The following is a 21,846-nucleotide window of genomic DNA, read 5'->3' on the forward strand; positions in this document are numbered from 1 at the left end:
CAGAGCTTACACATACAATGGTAAAGGGGTAGTTAGCGTGAGTAGAGCACTATTATGCAAAGCTTTCATGGCAGCAGTATTAACAATTCCACTTGCATCTTCTGTACAAGCAGCACCAGTAGAGCCTGTGAAGCAAGTAAAGCAACAAGATTTGAGATATATCGGATGGTTTAAATTTGAGAAACTCACGAGTATTATAGGATTGGAGGACTATTTAAAATTTTCAGTCGGTCCTGGTCAAACAGTCAGAATTGTACTCAACCAAACGAACCATTCTTCAAACGAGCCACTTGTTGAGTATAGATTTTACGAAATAAACGCTCAGGTTTCACCAGACAAGATTTTTGAGATATCCGGTAATGGAAGTCATCAACGATCTATTACTTTGCAACCTGGTACGTATAGCATCGCAGCTAAATTGCATCCTCTTGACCCTTCTCGAAACCCAGTTGATATCTCAGGGTCGATTTATTTTGAATAATTAAATAAATACAAATAGAAACAAGTCTAACATCTGCAAGTAAGTGTTAGACTTGTTTCTTGTTTTATTTTATCTTATCTGACCTAATGGTAGCTTACTAGGATACGTGTAATTGTTAGCTAAACACTGTCTGATTAGATTATAAACTGACATGGTAGCTCTTTTTATTTTTTCGAAGCTGGGGAACTTGCCAATACGTAACGATACGCCATACCCATTCCATCGGTCCCATTGTAAAGAAGTTCATCCAAATTACACTAAAGAAAATTTGAATGACATAGACAAGGACACAGAGGTACAAGGTTTGTATATAGGTAATCTGCGCAAATAAATGACATAGATGTCCAATAGCCAAAAGTATAAAGGTTTGCCCCAGATAGTTTGTTAATGCCATACGTCCATAAAGCTTCAGGGGATGAAGCAAAACCTGAGCGAATTTACTTTGTAGCGATAAGATTAGGACACCGACATAGACACTGGAGATAATTGGTCCAATCATAATGCCTATCTGTAAGAAATGATTTGTTTGTTCGATATCAGGATCTCCTGTACCACCTAAAATTATAGGGGGAAAAGGGAGGGCGGGTACCTGTGAGTATTGATACAGAATGCCAGCTATACTAATAAGCAACAAAATACCTGTACCTATAGCGATTTGCTTCGTTTTTTCTGTAAGGCGTTCAAAAAAGCGGTATTGACCGGCTGCCAAACCCAGTAGCATAAGTGGCAGTGTGATCAATGCTTTTATAGCAAAAAAACAGGAAATAGCCAATCCTATCAGCCCGATAACGATGTTTATCTGTTTCTTTACCTTGAAGCATAATAATAAAATGAATCCGTAGATGGCATATTCTCTTAATACTTCTCCACCTAGAAACAGTCCATGAACATATCCAATAGCAAATAAGGCTAGAAGTCGTCGGAAAAATAAGAGATATCCATTGTTACCTTTAGCATTTGCCCTTGTCATAAACAGATAAAAGCCAACACCAAATAAAAATGAGAAGATGGTAAAAAATCTACCTTCTACAAATAAGAATAGAAATCGTTGGTAGGAAGCATCTTTTGTGTTTGCAATCGGATCGCCAATCGTAAGTACAGCAATAATGTTAATAAGCAAAATACCTACTAAAGCAAACCCACGTACATAATCTAAAGTATTAATTCTCTTGTAGCTTTGCAGTTGCTTCATTTCTCTGTCTTTCTCCTTTGTACATAATGATCTTTATTAGCGTACAAAAAATATGCAGGGCTTAGTATCACATTACCTAACAAAAAGCTTACAGTATTGTAAGATTCCCCAACATACCAAGAGAAGCACGAATCCACTGAATGAGTAAAAATGAATAATGATGAAAATTGTTGTGGGAAAATTATTCTTATCTTTGGTATCAAACAAAGATTTGGACTTTATTTGCCGGATAGAATGCGATCAGAACTTATGGTAATTCTAGGACTATGTAGAGTCTAATTTGTTTCTGTTCTGGAAAAAGAATTTTTACAAATAAAAGGCTACATAAAATTTCCAGAGACAGATGTGCAATCGGATGGATAAAGCCCGCTCAAAGTAGGAAGAGCGGGCATAGATTTTGCTTTTGCAATTATTTTGTTTCAATGTCTAGCGATACGAAAACATCCATTCAGCTAACATCTCGGCATTAGGCGGTGTAGAATATTCAAAGCCATAATATTTTCCATATTTCGGACGTAGGTTGTCGGTGGCTTGTTTAGAAACAGCGTTTAACCAGGCTGGTAAGAAGGCAGAATGAGCACCTTTTTTCGGGTCAACAAAATCGCCAAATTTCTGGGTTTGTATAGCATCTCCTACGGCTTTCTTAAGATCTTTGATAAAGGCTAGATCAAAGTCAAAGTCTTTCTTTTCTCCAACGTTTCCATGTCCCCCATTAACCCATTTCCATGGTAGCTTACGTGCATCTTGAAGATTTTGCTCATGGTAAAGGAAGGTATCTGAGCCTGCAAATCTCCAAAATGGAGGTTGATCTGGGTTTATTAAGTCAGGTGCGTGAAGCACACCCTCGTCCTTAAGCAGCCAAACCGAATGATCATCCGAATGACCTGCTCGCTGGAATCCATGTAATTGAACAGTTAGATCCTCGAATTTAAATGACCCCTGTGGCCAAGAGATGACCTCTGTCGGACGAGGAAGCTTACTCTTTAAATAGACTTGTTTGTCGAATGTAGCCTTACTTGCAATAATGCGCGGTTTTACGCCTGATTTCTTTAAGGCAGCAAGCATCTTAGAAGCATCACCTATGTGATCCGCATGGTCATGAGAATAAACAACGCTGGTAATAGGTAATTTGGTCACCTTGCGAACAGCAGCTAAGAGTTGATCTGTACGATCTTCTAATGGATCGAACAGTAATACTCCCTTTTTACCAACAAAGAAGGTTGTACTGTAAAAATTACTCTGAACCCAATACGTACGAGAAGTAAGCCGCTGCAAGATATACTTATCTTTTAAATTTCGATTATATAGCCGATTTATTTTCTCACCAGAATGCAGTACTTTTTTAGCCGATGGCTCCACGTAACGTGCATTTACTGTTGAAGGAGCTTCCTTAATGGTTGTAGCCTTGGTAGCTCCCTTGCTCATTTGACGTACATTCGAGTGGGGATTCACTATTTTTTTGTTTTGGGTTGTCTGGTTACGTCCTACACCCTGATTTGTACCTGCGTTGTTAGAACAAGCTGTTGCAAATAAAGCGATACTAATTCCTATACTCAAGATCTGAAATTTGTTCATGGTGCACCTCCTGTGGTTAGTATAGCCACTAGAAATTTCTATTATGTAGAGGCAGAGGTATGTGGTAGGGGAGTGAGCATGGAGGATGTTATGTATGGATTTTTTTATCGTTTAGTAACTTTTTTTAAATACTTGGAATAAGATAACCACGCATAAAGCGAATGAACAATGGTGCTGTCGATATGAAAGATCGACGTGATTTTGCTTATGCCAAATAAAGAATGCCAGGCTTTATTTGTAAAACAAAAAGTTCTTCAGCAGTTCATCTGTTGGGGGCTTTTTGTTATGTCATTCGTTGTCTTTTTTATGTATCCTAAAGTAGATTTTTTATGCATATCATCTTTTAAAGCATAAGATTTATTCTTTTATTCTGACGAAATGACAAGGTACGAAAATTGTGTAATACAATAATTAGCGTCCCTCTGCAACCTTGAATAATTGTTCCTCGTCAAGAAATCGCAAGCGTATATTCATACATCTTGGGAGGAGAATGAACAATGAAAAAATTGATGTCTACATCCTTGGCTATTGCTCTTATGGTATCCGCAGTACCCGCAGTACTAGCGAAAGAGGAAGATAACGGAAATGTAAAGGGGAAGGGCAAGGTAGCAGTTGAAGTTTCAGTAGATAGCAAAAAGAATGAAGAGAAAGAAAAAAAAGAGAAAAAGGAAAAGACAGAAGAAACAAAGCAGAATGGCTCTCCAGCTAAGCCAGTACTGGAAAACGTCAAGCTAAAAAAAGAATTGATCGAGTTACGTCAGGAATTGAAGCATTCTACGGAGATTAGCGACGAACAAAAAACTAAATATGAAACACTGGTATCCGAATTAGAAAAGCAAGCGGAAATTTCCCAAGCAGTAGAGGTTCAACTGGAACTAGTGGAGCGTTACTATAACAAAGCGGACCGCTCTTCTGTTGAAAAGCTGGGTAAACTTTTAAAGAAAAACGGCAGAGATGAAATTACTACTCTTGTAGATGGTAAGCTTATTACGTCAGATGTAAAGCCATTCATGCAGGGAGGACGAGCTCTAGTTCCGATTCGCGTTATCAGTGCGGCACTAAAAGCAGACGTGAAATGGGATGAAAAAACACGTTCGGTAGTAATTACTCGTGGCAGTCAGTCAATTACTTTATATTTGGATAAAAAAGAAGCAACTGTAAACGGAAAAGTCATCACGTTAGAAACTGCACCTGTCCTAAAAAATGGACGCCTGTTCCTGCCGCTACGTTTTGTTAGTGAACAGTTAAAAACGAGCGTAGATTGGAAGGAAGAGGGGAAAATTGTCTTGATTGACGATTTGCAGGCTAAGTAGATTAGATAAACGAATAAAATTCCTATATGATGTGGGTAATTAATATGCATTCCTCGCTAAGGCGGGGGATTTTTTTATATGGGGGTTGGCTAATTTTTAGCATTAACAAACATACGGGACTAGGATTGTTCAATAGCAGATAAACGTGTTAAGAAAAAAATTCACTCTTTTAAAGGAAACATTGGAAAAAGCCTTGAGGTTAGCCGATGAACTTTAGAGGGTGTATTTTTTATGACAGCATACAAGGTAAAGCTTTAGCTAGTATTTTTCGAATCATTTGGAGGTGTACGTGTTGAAAAGAAACATCTTGCTAGTCATTATCATGGCTATGTTTATTCTACCCATGGGCTTGTCTGAAGCACATCCTGGTAAGACAGATGCCAATGGTGGGCATATTTGCAAAACGAACTGCAATAAATGGGGATTAAAGGATGGAGAGTATCATATTCATCGGGATGGTAAGGTAATCCGTCCAAGTCAATCGAAGCAAGCTCCAGTGTCACAAATCAAAAAACAAGCTGTCCCTGCCGGTAAGCAAGCACCTGCTTCGATCGTTCCAGTATCATCAGCTACAAATGATCTAAAAGTCTACTTCCTCGATGTCGGTCAAGGCGATGCTACTTACATAAAAACACCAAAAGGTGACGATATTCTAATTGATGGTGGGAATACGGACAAGGGCGATTTAATGGTCAAATACTTAAAGGACCTCAAGGTCGATGACATCGAGGTTCTCATCATGACTCATCCAGATGCAGATCATATTGGTGGCTTGCACAAGGTCATGCAGAACTTTAAGGTTAAATCTGTATATGCACCCAAAGTAGCTCATACAACCGAGACATACGTAACCCTGTTGAAGCAAATCAAAGGACAAGGCTTATCCATTAAACCAGCAACAGCAGGCACAACGATACCCCTACAGGGCGTTTCTGCTAAATTCGTTGCTCCGGTTGGTACATACGAGAAGGAGTTAAATGAATGGAGTGCTGTTTTCCACCTTACTTATGGAGCAACCTCATTTTTATTTACTGGCGATGCTGAGCACAAATCAGAGGCAGATATGCTTAAGAGCAAGCAAGTTCTCAAGGCAGACGTGTTAAAGGTTGGTCATCATGGATCAAATTCCTCTACATCACCTGCTTTTCTGAAAGCCGTAGCCCCTAAATACGCAGTGATCAGCTCCGGGAAGCACAATAAATACGGGCATCCAACCCAAGGCACGCTACAAAAATTACAACAATCAAAAATCATTACATACCGTACAGATCAAAAAGGAACAATTTTAGCTATCAGTAACGGAAAGACGATCACATGTAAAACGGCGATGTAGAGAGGGGGAAAAATCGGCAGAATGCTAATCTATTGTTCTGCTGATTTTGTAGGAGATTATCTATTGCTTTTTGCAAGTGCTAGAGTTAAAGACCTTACACCAATCGCCCTTTTTAAAAATCCATATCATTACATTCGGCGTTTCTATGGTTTTGCTACGATTGACTTATAATCAATGCAAAGTCTTACTGTTACACCCCATAGTAAGACTAGTATATAAAGACTGAGAGGTAGCGAGTATGAAAACAACAAAAGGAATTATCGATCGCTTTGAGGAGAGCATGGTTGTTGTGGAGATTGATGGTCAGACGTATGATCTTCCTAGAGCTATTTTTCAGGCCGATGTGCAGGTTGGTCAAGTGATACATATTTCTACTGAAGTAGATCAAGCAGAAACGGAGGCTAGAGAAAAAGAAGCTACTGATTTGATGGATGATTTGTTTGAATAAGATATACAGGCAATATGAAGAAATACTAGGCTATAGAGCTATATTTCAGAAATTCCTTACCAAGAATGATTGAATTTAAAAAAATGTAGCAGAGGATAGTTTATAACCTAGAAGCCTTAGCACCCATTTGCGGTGCTTTTTTTCTTGTCCAAATTACATATCAAAATAGGGAGTGGAAAGTCATAAAAAAAATGTCCCAACAGCAGTCGGGACATTCGCGTACTAATCTGGTTTTACTCGAAGAATCTTTCAGGATCGGCCGCACCTGCGAATGCGGATACAATTCGCTCGCCCACAGCCATATCGTATGTGCCTTGATCAGATTGGAATAAGGTACGTCCATGATGACTAATCTTGCATTGATGAAAGGACAGAAGCAATATCTTGCCTTCTTGACGAACGATTTCTTCCAATCTTCCTTCTACTGTGATTCCGCCTTCAAGCGTCAGCTTCACGAGTTCATTCATTCTGATGCCATGTGCTTCTAAGTCTCCATCTGTAAACAGCTCCAGTGGAAGTGACACACCTTGCAGGCGACCAATTGGAGAAGAAAAACCATCAGCATGTGTAGATTTTCCATGTCCGTTCAATTCCTGATTATTCCAGGCAAGAGCAGTCGGACCCTCCATGCGGAAGAAAACAATCTCACTATTTTCAGCGTATACCATTGACTCTAAGGTTCCTGTTACCTGTAAACCAGAGCTGTACACTACTGTGGAGGTAGCACCTGAACGAAGGGCTTTTTCCATAGCAACCCTCCCACCTGTATGAAAGGCCATGCGATGCTTGAAACGTTCAACAGAATCAAGCAACTGGTCAAAGCTTTCACAAACAAATAGCTGCGGCTGCATTTTGGTTATGTCAAATGCTGTGTGGATGGTTTCCTCTAAAGAGAATGGGCGCTTGATTACAGCATCGGTTAAACAGTGTCTGCTCTCCTCAATAGAAGAAAGTAATCCAGCACCGTATAGCAATGGCTGTTCTAGTTTGCCGAATAATCCGTATTCTACAGTCCACCAGTATAATCGAGCAATCTCTTCTGCTTCTGATACACCTGTTACTGCGCTCTGCTTGGCATCGAGGATTTCTTTGGCTAGCTGAACCTCTTCTTGTGTCGCCAGTGGGTCCTCCATTAATTTGGAGTACGCACGAATCGCTTCAAAAACCTCATGCTCTTCTCTAGTAGCAAATGCTTTAGCGCCAATTTGGCCAAAACGTTTAACATAATCGGCATACCACTTATCGCTTAGGATAGGAGCATGACCGGCCGCCTCATGGATAATGTCAGGTGCCGGAGTATAGTCGATATGCTCAGGCTTACGGATATCAGTAGCGATCGGAAGAATCCCACGCGATTGAAAATCAAAGAAAACCACGGCAGGTATAAATCCGTCTATCGTAACAGCCCCCCAGCCAGATGGCTGTAAGCATTGGTTCATTTCTTCCACACGAGGAATATGATCTAGGCTTATCCCTGTTTTACGTAATCCATCTACATATGCAGGATGAGCCACATCCTTTAAAAAATTGTAATTCCGGTGCAAGACATGACGCCACACTTGTTGGTCAACTTCTGTATATTTATCATAATTTTGTTCAACGACGTAGGGTTGAAGATGTTTGGGGATAACGAAATTTGGTTTAGTAGTAGCTTGCATAATAATGTCCTCCTGTCCCATCCTAGCTCTTGTCAGCTTAAGAGTGGGTTGCTTCACTTTTTCGCTTTTAAGCTGTTATGCTTTTAAGCTTTTAAACTGTTATGCTTTTAAGTGATAAAGTATAGGGATAAGTATATGCTGGGAAAATAAGATCGTCAATATGGCTGGAAATATTCATGCAATTTAGTTAATTTGTGGTTTGTACATGCATTCGTTTGTAAAAGGCTAACGAAGGTAACCATTGCGTGGGAATTTACCGCCGATTGTGGGGAATGATATTTCGTTACATCAAGGCATGAATGACATTAATGATGGGAAGTCATAATGCGCAAATTTATGTCATACATTATTTGATGAAAAAAGTCCCATGCTTGTAGCAGCTAAGTGAGAGGAGCGAGTGTTTATGGTAAACAGACATTTAGATGCGGATCAAGGCTCATGTGAAGGTATACCGCAGCCCATCAGAAAAGATGGTGCTGGAGCGACTGATCCCGGTCCTCGTGACATTATGCGCGATATTGAAAATCCCGATTTGCTTGTCCCGCCAATTACAGATGCAGGATTAATTCCCAATTTAAAATTTTCTTTCTCCGATACACATATGCAATTAAATCATGGTGGCTGGTCGAGAGAGGTGACTGTTAGGGAACTCCCGATTGCAACAACACTTGCTGGGGTAAATATGCGGTTAACGCCTGGCGGAGTGCGTGAGTTACATTGGCATCAGCAGGCAGAATGGTCTTATATGATAGTAGGGAGAGCGCGGATAACCTCAGTCGATCAAGATGGAAGAAACTTTATCGCCGATGTTGGACCGGGTGATCTTTGGTATTTTCCCCCAGGAATTCCTCATTCCATTCAGGGGCTAGAAGAGGGCTGTGAGTTTTTGCTTGTATTTGATGACGGAAGCTTCTCTGATCTGAATACTTTATCCATCACGGATTGGTTTGCGCATACTCCCAAGGATGTTTTATCAGCCAATTTTGGTGTACCAGAGGATGCCTTTGCTAACATTCCTTCTGATCAGGTTTATATCTATCAGGATAAGGTTCCAGGTCCACTAGACAGTCAAAAAGTCCGCTCCCCTTATGGGACCGTTCCTAAAAGCTTTACATATCGGTTGCTAGCTCAAAAGCCAATTCGTACACCTGGGGGAAGCGTTAGAATTGTGGATTCCTCTAATTTTCCGGCTTCAAAAACAGTTGCTGCTGCTTTGGTTGAAATTAAACCAGGAGCAATGAGAGAATTGCATTGGCATCCGAATAATGACGAGTGGCAGTATTATTTATCCGGTGAAGGAAGAATGACTGTGTTTGCAGGAGACGGTGCAGCACGTACATTTGATTACAGAGCTGGGGATGTTGGTTACGTGCCATTTGCCTACGGACATTATGTTCAGAATACTGGTGACCAAACATTGTGGTTCTTAGAAATGTTTAAAAGTGATCGATTTGCCGATATGTCTTTAAATCAATGGATGGCACTTACTCCCCGTGATCTGGTGAAGGATAATTTACAGGCTGATTCTGAGCTATTGAATGTATTACGCAAGGAAAAATGGCCGGTTGTTTCGTATCCGGGCTTTACTTATAATCCTAAATGATAACCTGATGCAAAATTGTAAAATTGATAAATAGATAGGTAAATAGGTAAATAGGCAAAGGTTTCCAACCGGGTGTAAACGTAACGCGGTTGGAAGCTTTTTTTTGTGTAAAGGGTAAAAACGAATTAGGGGTTTGATTTACTGTGTAAGAATGGTAAACATACACGTACAGACCTTTCAACCTTTTGAGAGCGCAAACAAATAAGTGTAATTTCCTCCAAAACTTCTTTGATATAAAATGTGAATTCTTGTATGATTAAGAACAATTCGAGAAAGAAAGAGATGGAGAAATATGCAGAAAGAACAGAGAGCAGGAATCCTTTATGCTATAGTGGCGTATGCCATGTGGGGATTCCTGCCGATTTATTGGAAAAGTGTCAGTTTTATACCACCAGGAGAGATTTTAGCTCATCGTATTTTGTGGTCACTGATTTTTTCAATTGTGTTAGTAGGACTAAGTAAGAAGTGGAGCCGAGTTTTGGAATTTATGAAAAAGCCCAAGAGTCTACTGCTATTTTTACTGGCTTCCGTCTTAATTAGTGCGAACTGGATGATTTACATATGGGCTGTCAACGCCGGTCATATTGTAGAGACGAGTCTAGGCTATTATATTAATCCTCTGCTTAATGTCGCGTTAGGTATGCTATTTTTTCGAGAACGGTTAGATTTCTGGCAACTTATCTCCTTACTTTTTGCGGCAGTAGGCGTATGCTGGATGGCGATTAATTTTGGACAGCTTCCGTGGATTTCCCTTTCTTTAGCCTTGTCATTTGGGATTTATGGGGTTGTAAAAAAACTGATTCAAACAGACTCGATTACCTCATTAACATTAGAGACGGTTCCGGTTGCCTTGATTTCGTTTGTCTATATCTGCTGGTTGCAAAGCCAAGGTGTTGGGTCGTTTGGAGCGACGGACTGGGGAACAGATTTATTGCTGATTGGATCGGGAGTAGCTACCGCAATGTCGCTTCTTGCATTTGCTTCAGCAGCGCAACGCATTTCTCTTTCTACATTAGGCTTTATCCAATACCTAGCTCCTACGATACAATTGGCGATCGCTGTATTTTTGTATAAAGAATCGTTTACAGATAGCCATCTTTTAAGCTTCGTTTGCATTTGGGTAGCGCTTATCCTATACACACTGTCCCGAACTCCGATCATGCAAGCCTGGCAACCAGCGTTTTTTAAACAGCGGATTGAAAAACGGACATAAAAATTGTTCGCTTTCTCTACTTCCCTACTATTTATGAAGATAACAATGCAATATGACGAATCATGTAAAATATAAGGAGGGGTATTTTTGAAAAAGTATATAGCTTTGTTGGCAGTATTGTTTGGCGTAATTGGACTAGCGGTTTTCGGAAATAACGAAGAGACCAATGCTTCCACTGAAAAAAAGAATCTGTCGCTTTCTACTAGTCCGCAGTCAAATTTGAAGCAAGAGGAAAGAAAAGAAGCGGGTACATTTACACATATGACCACAGACGAGTACCTCAGTCGTTATAACAAATTGAAAACAGAGTTAGCCAGTCAAAACATTGATATTTTGCCATTTACTCTCGAAGTAGAAAAGAAGACGAATTTTTATCGATTCTATTATCCCAAACAAGAGAAGTACACAAAGGACGAAGCTAAATGGGTAAGTGTAATGCTACAGAGTGATGGAAAAACGATAGATGGGTTGATGTTTCAGGGGACTCCCGATTTACATACCACCAAGGCGATGATTCAAGCCACTGGCATCGTCTGGTCAAATCAGCTAGATCAATTGCTTACAGGTGGAAGCACTGCTAAGGCTTTTGAAGAAATAAAGGTTGGAGGAGTGAAAATTTCGATAAAAAGAAATTCTAGTGATATCACTGTGATGATTGATCCAGTTAGATTAGACCCTCCCAAAAAATTGTAGAACCAGCTAGGTCAGTTTGGAAGCTTAATAGGAGCTATTCCTATGGGGGGCTGTTAAATGAATAGACTCTCTAAGAAGATGCGGAAGGTAGAGGTACTTATTTCTTAAGACGTGTAGAAGGACAATATCCCATTCACGTTAATCTGCCTGATAGGACAGCAATTTGTCAGCATGAACATCTGCAATGGGGGTAGCTCATTACGGCTGATATATGTATTTCACCACTTTTAATTTAGTTAGGATTGAAATTTTTAACATAATGTAAAATTAAGTCATAATTACAGTTTAGTTAACTTTTTTGTAGTAGATCGGGAACGGTTATTATATAATATCTTTCGATCAGAAACTTCGATAAGGGGTGTGGTACATATTAACATTTACACCGAACCTCCTAAAAGATGCTCCATATGTAGAAACCAAAAGTTTCACAAAACAGAATCCCGCATACAGATATTCGATGATATTATAGACGGTGAACCAAGAAAAATAGAGGTAAAGCGTCAACGATATAGATGCCCGAATTGTCTGGCTAAGATATGGGATAAGGTTCAAGGAGCGTGTTCATATCGAAGGAAATCTTATGTCTTTATGGAAATGGAAAGGGAGCAATTGTCCCAAATAAGCGCAGAAAAATCGTAAATAAAGAGAGATTGTTGCGTTTATAACCCTCTAAATGATATTTAGAGGGTTTCGTTTTTTATTTGCTGCATGTTTCATTTTCTTATGCTGGAATTTGTTCCAAAACAAAATCGACATGGATTGGGAATTCATCATTGACTAGAATATGTACACTTAAGCTTTGCTCTTGCTGAGGTAAGGTATCGCCCGAATAAATATTTTTAAGTAGGCCAACATTCGTAAACTCAACTTGAGCATCGATTGCTTGATAGCTGGTAATGGCATGTCCTCGTACCATATCTGCGAATTCTTCAAGTACACTTCTTCTCATTTCATCATCAACCATGTCTAGCGGGATACTGAAGGATTGAAGTAAAACACGAAGAGCATCCTCTTCCATGCCAATAATAATGTCCCCTGTAACATCACCCGTTATTTGGGAAACAACTCGATGGGACTGACTGTAGGTATAAGGTGATTTTTGTAGCTGCACATCTTGGCGCTGTATATTAATTCCTAATGAACCTAGTACAGTTGTCAGTCCTTTGAGATACGCATTTAATATTTTTACATCCACAATTCTCATCCTTTTCCGGTTTGTGAGTTCTTCCTTTATATATCGGTATTTTTGTGAAAAGATTAACAGCTACTTACCAAACAAAATTGCTGACCCATTTCCCAATCTTCAATTTCGCCTTCTCCTTTTTCTCTGAAGCAAGTAAGCTAGTTTTCAGATTTTTCTACGGGGTAATTTTTTCCACTAATTAGATAGCTCCGTTTCTACGATATTTATAAGGATAGAGTGAATGGCGATTGTAGGAAAAAAACATCCATTTTGTCATATGAGAAAGTCCCTAAAGGAGGAGAGACTGTGAAAATTCAAATCGCTTCTTTAAGAGCCAAGCTTACGATTTTATGCTTAGCCATCTTACTAGTACCTACCTTGCTTATTGGAATCACTACCTATGGGTCTACAAAGCAGGAGCTAGATCAGGCAGGTCAGGTAGCTCTACAAAAAAATGTAAAAATGGTAATTGGTATGATTGACCTAATGAATGAGAGAGTTGAGGCAGGACAGCTAACCTTAGAAGAAGCTCAGGAAAAGGTACGTCAGGAGCTACTAGGTACAAAAAATTCTGAGAACAAGCGTCCGACTAAAAAGGAGTACACGACAGGCGAAACCGGCTATGTCTGGGCAATCAATGAGAAAGCTGTGTCTGTCATGAATCCAGCCAATGAAGGTCAAGATCTTTCCGATGTCATCACACAGGACGGTGTTTTGTTGGCGAAAGAGTTAGTTGAAAAGGGAACTTCCGGCGGCGGATTTGTGAGGTACAAATGGCAGATCGCCAATTCTGATGAGGTTGAGACTAAAGTGTCTTATGTCGAGTTAGAGCCGCATTGGGGATGGATTGTGGGGTCGGGAGCCTATCTTACCGAGTTTAATAAAGGAGCTAATAACATTTTGACCTTGGTAGCTCTGATTGGTTCCGTTTCTACGGTTGTTGGGATAATTATGGTTAACTTTTTCTCAAGGCTATTTACGAAACCAATTGTTTTGGTGGCCCAGCAGTTGAACAGGGTAGCCGATGGTGATCTTACAATAGAAGAATTGAAGATTACCTCCAAGGATGAAATAGGCAATTTGGCAAAAGATTTTAATTACATGATCAATAATATACGCCATCTGATTAGTGAAGTGGACTTATCAGCACAACGAGTAGCTGGTTCCGCAAAGGAATTAACAGCTAGTGCAGAAGAGACAAGCAAGGCAAATGAACAAATTACGCTTGCTATTCAGGAAGCAGCGAGTGGTGCTGAGGAGCAACAAAATGCTCTTTATAAAACAACAAGCTCCATTGAGGAAATCTCAGTTGGTATGCAACGGATAGCAGAAAGCTCGTCCTCTATTGCAGAAACGTCTACAGAAACGAGAGAAACGGCAGAGGATGGTGGACTAGCTGTACAAAAAACAGTTCAGCAGATGAATTCCATCCATAAATCGGTTAATGAATCAGATGCTGTGATTAAGCTTCTTGATAAGCGTACAAATGATATTTCCGGAATGTTAAGTGTCATTACAGATATATCTGCTCAAACCAATCTACTAGCCTTAAATGCTGCGATTGAGGCTGCAAGAGCTGGCGAACATGGTAGAGGCTTTGCAGTAGTTGCCGAAGAGGTCAGAAAGCTGGCGGATCAGTCCACGCAGTCCTCGAACCAAATTACGCAGCTACTAGAAGAGATACAGCAAGATATGAATCAATCCATTCAGACTATGAGCAAGGTCAAAGAGGAAGTTCAGACGGGGATTGAAATTGCAAACGATACGGATCAGAAGTTTAAGAACATTCTTTCTTCAACGGGCTATATTTCTCAGCAGATCGAAGAATTAGCTAGCATTAGTCAACAGATATCAGCGAGCTTGCACGAAATTTCAGCAAGTGGAGAAAATGTGTCTCATATTGCCCAACAAGCAACGGATCATTCGCAAAATATTGCTTCTTCAGCAGAGGAACAGCTTGCTTCGATGGAAGAGGTCACTGCATTGGCAAACTCTCTGTCTACCATGGCTGAAGAGCTGCAAAAGCTTACGCGTACTTTTACGTATTAACGCTAGGTATTCAAAATAAAAAAACACCTTCACAGTTGTGGAGGTGTCGGGCTGCCGAGAAACCTCGGCGGCTTATTTTGTTATCAGATTGATGTGCTGGCGGGTGCTACATTGCCACTATCTTGCTAAAAAGGAACAGAGAAGGTTAGCAAAGAGAGTGCTTTCTTTCCTTTTTCAATAAAGCGATCTCACTGGCTCAAGGGGTAATCTGTTAGGCCGTAATTCTCCAGCCATTCGTTTTGGTCTGAAGCTCCCACAGCTTCGCATATAACCCCGCGTTTTGGATAAGCTCCTCATGCTGCCCTTCTTCGACGATTTTGCCTTTGTCCAGCACGATAATTTTGTCTGCGTTGACCACGGTTTTCAATCGGTGAGCGATCATGATGACGGTACGTTTTTTAATCAGGCGATTGATTGCTCTTTGCATTTCCACCTCGTTTTCTGGATCGAGCGAGGAGGTGGCCTCATCAAGCAGGATCACGGGGGCATTTTTGAGTATGGCTCTGGCGATGGAAATGCGTTGACGTTCGCCACCAGAGAGCGTAGAACCACCTTCCCCGATCATGGTGTCATAACCCTGAGGCAGCTTCATGATAAAATCATGGCAGCAAGCTTCTTTAGCAGCTTCCTCAATTTCTGCTTGCGTAGCGTTCTCGCGTCCATAACGGATATTGTTGCCGATTGTGTCCTGGAACAAGTAAACGTCCTGAAATACCATGGAGATTTTTTTCATAAGCTTTTCTGGGTCCATTTCACTTACATCGCTACCGCCAAACAGCACTCTCCCTTGCTGAGGGTCGTAAAATCGTGCAATCAGGCGCAGCAGTGTGCTTTTTCCACTTCCTGAAGGGCCAACGATCGCGGTAAGCGTCCCTTCCTTCATTTCCATAGAAACATTGTCTAGTACGATGTGCTTGTCGTAGCCAAAGGTCACGCTGTCAAAGCGGATATCATGAGCTTCGGGAGGTTCGTTTTCACCCTTCATGACAGGCTCATTTAATAGACTAACGATGCGTTCTCCAGCCATGGCATCATATTTGAACGCTGGCAGGCGCATGATAGCAACCGATAGTGGATCAAAAACACGAGTACCCACTAACAAGAATGTAGCAAACAGAGGAACTGAAATTTCTCCGCCCAATATGAGATAAACTCCCACGATGGTCATTAAGGACACGCCAGTTTGCATAAAGGCCATGGCAACTAAAAAGAATGGCCCTAGCGCCCCCTCCAGCTTAATGCTTTCCTTCATATAACGATAAAAAGACTGTTTTAATCTTGTAAAGTTCTCACCGCGCAGATTGTATGCCTTGATTACTTTCATCCCTAACAGGTATTCCTGCAAACAATTTGCCAAAACGATCTTGGCAGCGGAGTGACTCTTGCCAAGTTTTCGTTCTAAACCGGAAATACTCCATAGCAACAGCACAGCTATGGGTAACCCTGCAAGCATAGCTACAGCCATTCGCCAGTCTATAAACAGCAGACCAAAGAAGGTCAAAATGGGGATAATCGCACCGCTTACAAGCTGAGGTAGAATATTTGTCGCGGCATTTTCTAGATGAGTAAAATCATTCATCATCATATGGCCAAGTTCTCCGGGGTCCTTTTTCATGAGGAATCCTAAAGGGAGCTTGCGCATATGCTCTGCTAGCTGTGTCCGTCCATCAGCAGAAGATTCGTACGCACTGCGGTAGGTGGAACGGTAAGACATCCGCTCACATAGAAACACAAGGACAAGGAAAAATAGCATGCCTCCCCATATGAGCCAGAGAGTTTGCATGTTCAAAGAGGATTGTCCTGTCGCATAGTAGGCATAAATCATACTTACTGCTGCGGCCAGGCATCCGAACGGAAATATATTGACTAGGTTGGCCAAAACAGCCCAAAGGATGGGCTTCCATATTTTCTTTGGTTCACCCGCAGTAATGTTGTAAAGCTGTTCCCTTATCACACGAATTCCCCCTCCTTCTGCGAAATGTCGATTTTCCATTCTGCTGAGGATGTATAGGCGTCCCACATGCTTTTGTATAAACCATTATGAGCAAGAAGCTCGCTATGGGTTCCGAGATCGTCGATTTGCCCCTCCTTTAGGACAATGATCTGATCTGCTTCGCATATAGTTGTCAAACGATGGGCAATGATCAATACCGTTTTGTCCTTGATAAGCTCGCGTAGCGCAAGCTGCATCTGGTATTCATTTTCCGGATCTGCATAAGCGGTAGCTTCATCGAGTACAAGAATAGGGGAATTCTTCAGGATGGCTCTTGCCACAGATACTCGCTGTTCCTCGCCGCCTGACAGATAAACCCCGCCCTCGCCAATTAGCGTATCGTAACCATTTGGCAAACGCTCAATAAATTCATGACATTGCGCTGCCCTCGCTGCTTCATAAACCTCATCCTGCGTTGCAGTTGGCCTGCCCGCCAAAATATTATTGTAGAGTGTATCGGAAAACAGAAACGTATCCTGAAAGACAAAGGACAGGGTGTCCATTAGCTCATTCATTTTCATGTCGCGGATATCCACGCCGCCAATGGTGATGCTTCCTTTTTGCACGTCCCAAAACCGTGGGATTAACTGGGCGACAGTGGATTTTCCCGAACCGGATGGGCCGACCAGCGCAGTGATTTTGCCCTGGGGCGCCATCAAACTGATTCCCTGCAAAACCTCTGGGCTGCCTTCATCTCCGTATGAAAAGGAAACCTCATGGAAGCCGATGTCATAAGACGATGGCTTTTTGCCGATTTCAGGCTCTTTGATGGTTGTTTCCTTGAACATACCGTCAATGCGGTTAACCCCTTCAACAATCGTGTTAAGGGTGGAGGCAAAGCTGTTTAATTTGAAAATCGGCGTGGAAATACCTGGTGACAAAACGAGAAAAAACAGCAATGTTGCGGCAAAGGCGATGTTATGTGGATCTGTGCTGATAAAAAACAGTCCGACAGGTAAAAAGAAAGTTGCTAATGATAAAAGGATGACTTTAAAGGAAACATAGCCGTTTTGAAAATTATCTGTATAAGTCACACTAAAATTACGGTAATGCAGCATGTCTTCATGGAATTTTCGAAAAGAGTGAACGGTTTGCCCAAAGATTTTGATAGAGGGCATCCCCCGTACGTACTGGATGGATGAAGTATTAATGTTTTCTAGTGCGTCAAAATACTCCTTCAATCCCTGCTTTGCTTTTTTGCCGGCCATCATGGAGAATTGGGCGGCAAATCCAATCAGCATGGGGATGATGCAAGCCAGTGCAAGCCAAATATTAAGTGAAAACATCGTGACAATAATTGCTATGATCATGACGATCGTGTTAATCAAATCGGGTAGCTGATGGGCGATGAACAGTTCGATTTTTTCTACATCCAGCTCAACGATTTTTTTGATTTTACCTGTAGCATTTTTAGTAAAGTAGCCAAGAGGGAGCGCCCCGATATGATCTGACAGCTTGACTCTAATGCCATAGAGGATGCGAAAAGCGGCAATGTGCGAAAGCATTCCGCCGACATACATGAAGAAATAACCCAGTAGCATACCTACAATGCCCCAAATAGCCCACTGTAGGATGTACGCAGCGTTCACAGAGGAAATATCAGAGGCATGTGTTAAAAGCTCAGTCATCACATAGTAGACTGAGAGATACGGAACCAGCATCAAAAACACGCTTACGGTAGACAGAATTGCTGACCACACCATAAGTGACTTTTTTTCACCGGCAAGCTCGATTAGCCTTGAAATTCCCTTTTTTTCCTTAGCTTTCAACAGTTATCACTTCTTTCTGCCGATTCTTCAGTTCAATGACTTGATCGCAGGCTAATTCGGAAAGGATGTTGTCGTGCGTAATGATGAGGACGATTTTGCCAGCCTGCGCTAATTTTTTTACCCATGCAACAACCTTGAGTACGCTGTCGCCGTCAAGTCCGCTGGTCGGCTCGTCGAGTATGATTAATTCCGCATCTGAACAATAAGCCGCGGCCATGGTTACTCGCTGCTTTTCTCCGCCGGAAAGGGAGGCAGGGTGCCGATCTCGAAGCTCTCCTAAGCCAAAGGCATCCAATGCCTCATAGGCCTTCAAACGAAGCGAATCATCCACACGTCTGCCTAAAACAATCTCATTGCCTACACTGTCTGCATAGAGCTGATAGTCGGCATCCTGCATGACAAGATAGCTGGAGGAGCGTCGTTGGCTTGCCGATAATCGGTTTCCTTGACTGAAAATCACCCCTTTTTGCTGGCGCAGAAGACCGCACAGAACTTTGCTTAGGGTGGTTTTTCCCGTTCCATTTTCCCCTGTCAGTGCGGTAACCTCTCCTCTCAAAAGCGTGATGTCAACGTCTATAATTCCATCGCCTTTTCTTTTGTATCGATAGGTAAGCTTCCGACCCTCCAGAGCAGGGAGGGACTTCGGCACTTCATTTGATTTGTGTTCCGATAGGCATGTAATCATATCAGGGTGGCGCAGACCATATGGATGTACGTCTTCATAGGAAAGCTGAGCAAATTCTTCTTTCGTCCATGTTCGTGCGATCTTTCCTTTATCCATGCAGACAAATAGATCGGCAACAGGCAAGAATGGGTGTAACCGATGCTCGCTGATGAAGAGGGTAGTGCCGTTTTTCTTAAGCCTACTCAGGATTTCAATCAGATTCTGCGTAGAGTGATGATCTAGATTGGCAGTAGGCTCGTCAAGCATCAGAAGCGGTGGTGAAAGAACAGACACTGCCGCAATGGCCACCCGTTGTTTCTGTCCACTAGATAGCATATGAAGAGGACGGTCGAGCAAATGAAAGATATCCAGCTCTTTCGCTTGTTTTTCTATTCGGTTCATAATCTCTTGTGGCGAAACGCCGAGGTTTTCGGCTGAAAACGCCAGCTCGTCCCGCACGGTTTCCATGAAAAACTGGCTACGAGGATCTTGAAACACAACACCCATGAGTCTGGTTCGTTCCTCTGGACTAAGAGAGGCAGGACTTCTTCCGCCAACATGTACCTGTCCAGTGAGGCTACCAGCATAAAAGCTGGGTGCAAGTCCGTTGATCAGGCGCATGATCGTACTTTTACCGCAGCCTGAACGGCCGCAAAGCACAACGCATTGCCCAGCCTTTACAGCTAAATTGATTTGCTTTACACCGTTTTCGTTCTCGGCTTCTCCGCCTTCATGTTCATAGCGGAAGGTGACGCCGTTTAACTCAATCACAAGTTCAGACCTCCTGTCCAATAAATCGCTGTCCCGGTCAGCGTATAAAGCCCCACCGCCATGCCGTCTATGGCCCGAAAGCCTACTGGATGGATAGAGGTTCTGGCGCAGCCGCACTCAATGCCCCGCAGCTCTGCGGACGAGGCTAATTCAGTCGATAGCTTGAGGCAACGGACGATCAACGGCATAAAAAAGCACTCGTAGGCCATGGCTGGATGTAAGAGAGCGCTATACCACTGGGGAAAAATGCCTCTGGCCCTGATGCCATTTCGAATTGCTTTCATTTCAAGCCAAACAACCGGGAAAAAGCGGTTCAGAATGCAGACCATGATAAGCACAGCTTTTGGGATGTGTAACCGTTCAAAGGCACACATGATACTGCTTGGAGTCGAAATCATCAGCATTGTCCCGATCATGACCATCGGAACCGTTCTGGCAAACGTATAGAGAATAATAATGATTGTTCCTGGACCTTCTGGCAGAATCGTTAAAATCGTCATTAGAGCGATATATGACAGCACAAAAAAAAGCGCTTTTCTGGGCTGTTTGTTGCAAATTAAATAAAGTGCGCAAGCAAGCACCATCAAATGTGCCTGCAATGAACTGCTCACAAGCGTGGAGAGGATGCTTGTTAAAATCAGCACCAATAAATGCGTTTTGGGACCAAGAATGCTCATACCAGCTTTGCCTTTTTCACATGTTTTTTCATCAGCAAATTCCCGATAAAGCAACCAACTAGCCCGCCGATAGCAGAGATTGTGCACATGATTAGAATCATGCTTGGCGTATCAAAATAATAAAGCATAGCTTCAAGCTGTTCTGGAGAGTAGCTTTTCTTCAAAATAGCTAAATATTGCTCGCGGAAGAAAATAAGCGGTACAACGCCGCAAAGAGACCAGCCAACATAAAAAATAGCGTATCCAATGGCATTGCGGACAGTGCTCTTATAGGCAGCGCCTCCCCAAAGGATTAATTCGCAGATAATTCCGATCACAGCTAGTGTAAGCAGATAATAGGCATAACCAAAAGCTACGAAATACAAGCCTGTAATGATGCACGTAAAGAACAGTACACCGCGTTTGTTAATTTTGTTGGACATAACCATATAGATCGGCCCATTAAACAGTGCAGCGGCTCCTCCTACAACCAGATAAGAAACAACCGTAAAGATTGGACAAATCGTCATAATAATGAGCATCACCACATTGAAAATGGCAAGTGTAATGAAATCACGCATTTTCCATCTGTTTTGAGAGATTTCTGTCTGTGTTTGCATGTTAAATCCTCCTGTTTTTTCACATGTAGTCGATCGGCATACGGTTAGGCGGGATTTCCTGTACTGCCGAATTGTTTTCTTTTGCCTCCTGTCTGTTGACATGAGCCTTTATTTCAACTCAAATCGTACCCTTCAAATCAATAAAAGCCCCCTCTATTCCCTTTTTTGAAATGCTAGTGAAACGGTTATGTAGCCAGTCTCACGTAAAACGTAATGAAACTGGTATAGAATTACAATATTGATAATGAGAATCATCGTCAAAGTGGAAAAGCCTATATTTTGGCAGATATTCCTGCTATTTTCGCCAAATATCTCGAAGTTTCTTCGTATTTCTTGATCAATCCCCAAAATTTGGACTCCAAAAACTGGAATTTTAAAAAGAGAGACGATAGTCGAGCCATCAGCATGAAGCGAGAAGACAAAGAAATGACGCCCTTTTGACCCGATCATGCTTGGCGGCAATCAAAGTCGTTGCTAAGAAACTGGCATAATCTGCAAAAAAGTCAATCTGATGGACCTAGGACGAGATAATGGAGGAAAACTAGGGAAATTTACAAAAAATAGATCAAATGCAGATTTTGTAAATTTAGCGTTAATATGATTATGATAATCATTATCAAATGAATATTCAT

18 protein-coding genes are annotated in these 21,846 nt (G+C 41.7%); 9 read left to right on the forward strand and 9 right to left on the reverse strand.

From position 1 onward, the window contains the following. The first annotated feature begins 37 nt into the window (after window positions 1-37). Entirely contained in the window at window positions 38-481 is a 444-nt protein-coding gene (locus O0550_RS09035; protein WP_096887505.1) for a hypothetical protein, read from the forward strand. A gap of 139 nt (window positions 482-620) precedes the next feature. Here O0550_RS09035 and O0550_RS09040 read toward each other — a convergent pair whose 3' ends face one another. Together O0550_RS09040 and O0550_RS09045 are read right to left on the reverse strand one after the other, a co-directional pair. After that, a complete protein-coding gene (locus tag O0550_RS09040) occupies window positions 621-1,673 on the reverse strand; it encodes a DUF418 domain-containing protein (protein ID WP_258426080.1) in 1,053 nt (350 codons plus the stop codon). A 426-nt stretch (window positions 1,674-2,099) separates the two neighbouring features. Continuing rightward, complete coding sequence (locus O0550_RS09045; RefSeq protein WP_258426081.1) at window positions 2,100-3,248, reverse strand: MBL fold metallo-hydrolase; 1,149 nt, start codon at window positions 3,246-3,248, stop codon at window positions 2,100-2,102. Between the two features lie 497 nt (window positions 3,249-3,745). Here O0550_RS09045 and O0550_RS09050 point away from each other — a divergent pair, with 497 nt between their 5' ends. From O0550_RS09050 to O0550_RS09065, 4 genes are all read left to right on the forward strand, one after another. Beyond that, on the forward strand, window positions 3,746-4,561 hold the full coding sequence (locus tag O0550_RS09050; RefSeq protein ID WP_258426082.1) for a copper amine oxidase N-terminal domain-containing protein: 816 nt from the start codon (window positions 3,746-3,748) through the stop codon (window positions 4,559-4,561). Between the two features lie 292 nt (window positions 4,562-4,853). Continuing rightward, window positions 4,854-5,894: an MBL fold metallo-hydrolase gene (locus tag O0550_RS09055; protein WP_258426083.1), complete on the forward strand. Its 1,041-nt coding sequence runs from the start codon at window positions 4,854-4,856 to the stop codon at window positions 5,892-5,894. A gap of 21 nt (window positions 5,895-5,915) precedes the next feature. Then, window positions 5,916-6,065 carry a hypothetical protein gene (locus O0550_RS09060; protein ID WP_258426084.1) on the forward strand — a complete coding sequence of 50 codons (150 nt, stop codon included), beginning with the start codon at window positions 5,916-5,918 and terminating at the stop codon, window positions 6,063-6,065. A gap of 67 nt (window positions 6,066-6,132) precedes the next feature. Further along, window positions 6,133-6,342 (forward strand): DUF3006 domain-containing protein, encoded by a 210-nt coding sequence (locus O0550_RS09065; RefSeq protein WP_003336438.1) that lies wholly within the window; start codon window positions 6,133-6,135, stop codon window positions 6,340-6,342. A gap of 233 nt (window positions 6,343-6,575) precedes the next feature. Here the strand turns inward: O0550_RS09065 and O0550_RS09070 are convergent, their stop codons facing one another. Continuing rightward, window positions 6,576-8,000 (reverse strand): aromatic amino acid hydroxylase, encoded by a 1,425-nt coding sequence (locus O0550_RS09070; RefSeq protein ID WP_096887500.1) that lies wholly within the window; start codon window positions 7,998-8,000, stop codon window positions 6,576-6,578. A 403-nt stretch (window positions 8,001-8,403) separates the two neighbouring features. On the opposite strand from O0550_RS09070, the gene O0550_RS09075 reads away from it, so the two are divergent. From O0550_RS09075 to O0550_RS09085, 3 genes are all read left to right on the forward strand, one after another. Then, the gene (locus O0550_RS09075) at window positions 8,404-9,603 is read left to right on the forward strand and encodes an oxalate decarboxylase family bicupin (protein ID WP_003339912.1); all 1,200 of its coding nucleotides are present in this window, start codon (window positions 8,404-8,406) and stop codon (window positions 9,601-9,603) included. A 292-nt stretch (window positions 9,604-9,895) separates the two neighbouring features. After that, complete coding sequence (gene rarD / locus O0550_RS09080; protein WP_258426085.1) at window positions 9,896-10,816, forward strand: EamA family transporter RarD; 921 nt, start codon at window positions 9,896-9,898, stop codon at window positions 10,814-10,816. 87 nt (window positions 10,817-10,903) lie between these two features. After that, a complete protein-coding gene (locus O0550_RS09085) occupies window positions 10,904-11,509 on the forward strand; it encodes a hypothetical protein (protein ID WP_096887497.1) in 606 nt (201 codons plus the stop codon). Window positions 11,510-12,230: 721 nt separating this feature from the next. Here the strand turns inward: O0550_RS09085 and O0550_RS09090 are convergent. Continuing rightward, window positions 12,231-12,704, reverse strand: coding sequence for a hypothetical protein (locus O0550_RS09090; protein WP_003336446.1), 474 nt, complete (start codon window positions 12,702-12,704; stop codon window positions 12,231-12,233). Between the two features lie 294 nt (window positions 12,705-12,998). On the opposite strand from O0550_RS09090, the gene O0550_RS09095 reads away from it, so the two are divergent. Beyond that, on the forward strand, window positions 12,999-14,741 hold the full coding sequence (locus tag O0550_RS09095; protein WP_258426086.1) for a methyl-accepting chemotaxis protein: 1,743 nt from the start codon (window positions 12,999-13,001) through the stop codon (window positions 14,739-14,741). A gap of 211 nt (window positions 14,742-14,952) precedes the next feature. On the opposite strand, the gene O0550_RS09100 is transcribed toward O0550_RS09095, so the two are convergent. From O0550_RS09100 to O0550_RS09120, 5 genes are read right to left on the reverse strand one after another with little or no spacing between them, the layout of a single operon-like run. Next, window positions 14,953-16,692, reverse strand: a complete 1,740-nt coding sequence (locus tag O0550_RS09100) for an ABC transporter ATP-binding protein (protein WP_258426173.1) — start codon at window positions 16,690-16,692, stop codon at window positions 14,953-14,955. Next, window positions 16,692-18,503 (reverse strand): ABC transporter ATP-binding protein, encoded by a 1,812-nt coding sequence (locus O0550_RS09105; RefSeq protein ID WP_258426087.1) that lies wholly within the window; start codon window positions 18,501-18,503, stop codon window positions 16,692-16,694. The genes O0550_RS09100 and O0550_RS09105 overlap by 1 nt, the downstream gene beginning before the upstream one ends. Beyond that, window positions 18,493-19,938 (reverse strand): ABC transporter ATP-binding protein, encoded by a 1,446-nt coding sequence (locus O0550_RS09110; RefSeq protein ID WP_258426088.1) that lies wholly within the window; start codon window positions 19,936-19,938, stop codon window positions 18,493-18,495. The genes O0550_RS09105 and O0550_RS09110 overlap by 11 nt, the downstream gene beginning before the upstream one ends. Continuing rightward, a complete protein-coding gene (locus O0550_RS09115; protein ID WP_258426174.1) occupies window positions 19,935-20,615 on the reverse strand; it encodes an energy-coupling factor transporter transmembrane component T family protein in 681 nt (226 codons plus the stop codon). The genes O0550_RS09110 and O0550_RS09115 overlap by 4 nt, the downstream gene beginning before the upstream one ends. Further along, window positions 20,612-21,214 (reverse strand): MptD family putative ECF transporter S component, encoded by a 603-nt coding sequence (locus O0550_RS09120; protein ID WP_003339904.1) that lies wholly within the window; start codon window positions 21,212-21,214, stop codon window positions 20,612-20,614. The genes O0550_RS09115 and O0550_RS09120 overlap by 4 nt, the downstream gene beginning before the upstream one ends. Window positions 21,215-21,846: the final 632 nt, after the last annotated feature.

This window comes from Brevibacillus halotolerans, assembly GCF_026891775.1.
Lineage (GTDB): Bacteria > Bacillota > Bacilli > Brevibacillales > Brevibacillaceae > Brevibacillus_B > Brevibacillus_B halotolerans.

Coding starts and splice junctions, on each gene's coding strand:
- O0550_RS09040 (WP_258426080.1), bottom strand. CDS start 1,673: ATGAAGCAACTGCAAAGCTACAAGAGAATTAATACTTTAGATTATGTA.
- O0550_RS09045 (WP_258426081.1), bottom strand. CDS start 3,248: ATGAACAAATTTCAGATCTTGAGTATAGGAATTAGTATCGCTTTATTT.
- O0550_RS09050 (WP_258426082.1), top strand. CDS start 3,746: ATGAAAAAATTGATGTCTACATCCTTGGCTATTGCTCTTATGGTATCC.
- O0550_RS09060 (WP_258426084.1), top strand. CDS start 5,916: ATGCTAATCTATTGTTCTGCTGATTTTGTAGGAGATTATCTATTGCTT.
- O0550_RS09065 (WP_003336438.1), top strand. CDS start 6,133: ATGAAAACAACAAAAGGAATTATCGATCGCTTTGAGGAGAGCATGGTT.
- O0550_RS09070 (WP_096887500.1), bottom strand. CDS start 8,000: ATGCAAGCTACTACTAAACCAAATTTCGTTATCCCCAAACATCTTCAA.
- O0550_RS09075 (WP_003339912.1), top strand. CDS start 8,404: ATGGTAAACAGACATTTAGATGCGGATCAAGGCTCATGTGAAGGTATA.
- rarD (WP_258426085.1), top strand. CDS start 9,896: ATGCAGAAAGAACAGAGAGCAGGAATCCTTTATGCTATAGTGGCGTAT.
- O0550_RS09115 (WP_258426174.1), bottom strand. CDS start 20,615: ATGAGCATTCTTGGTCCCAAAACGCATTTATTGGTGCTGATTTTAACA.
- O0550_RS09120 (WP_003339904.1), bottom strand. CDS start 21,214: ATGCAAACACAGACAGAAATCTCTCAAAACAGATGGAAAATGCGTGAT.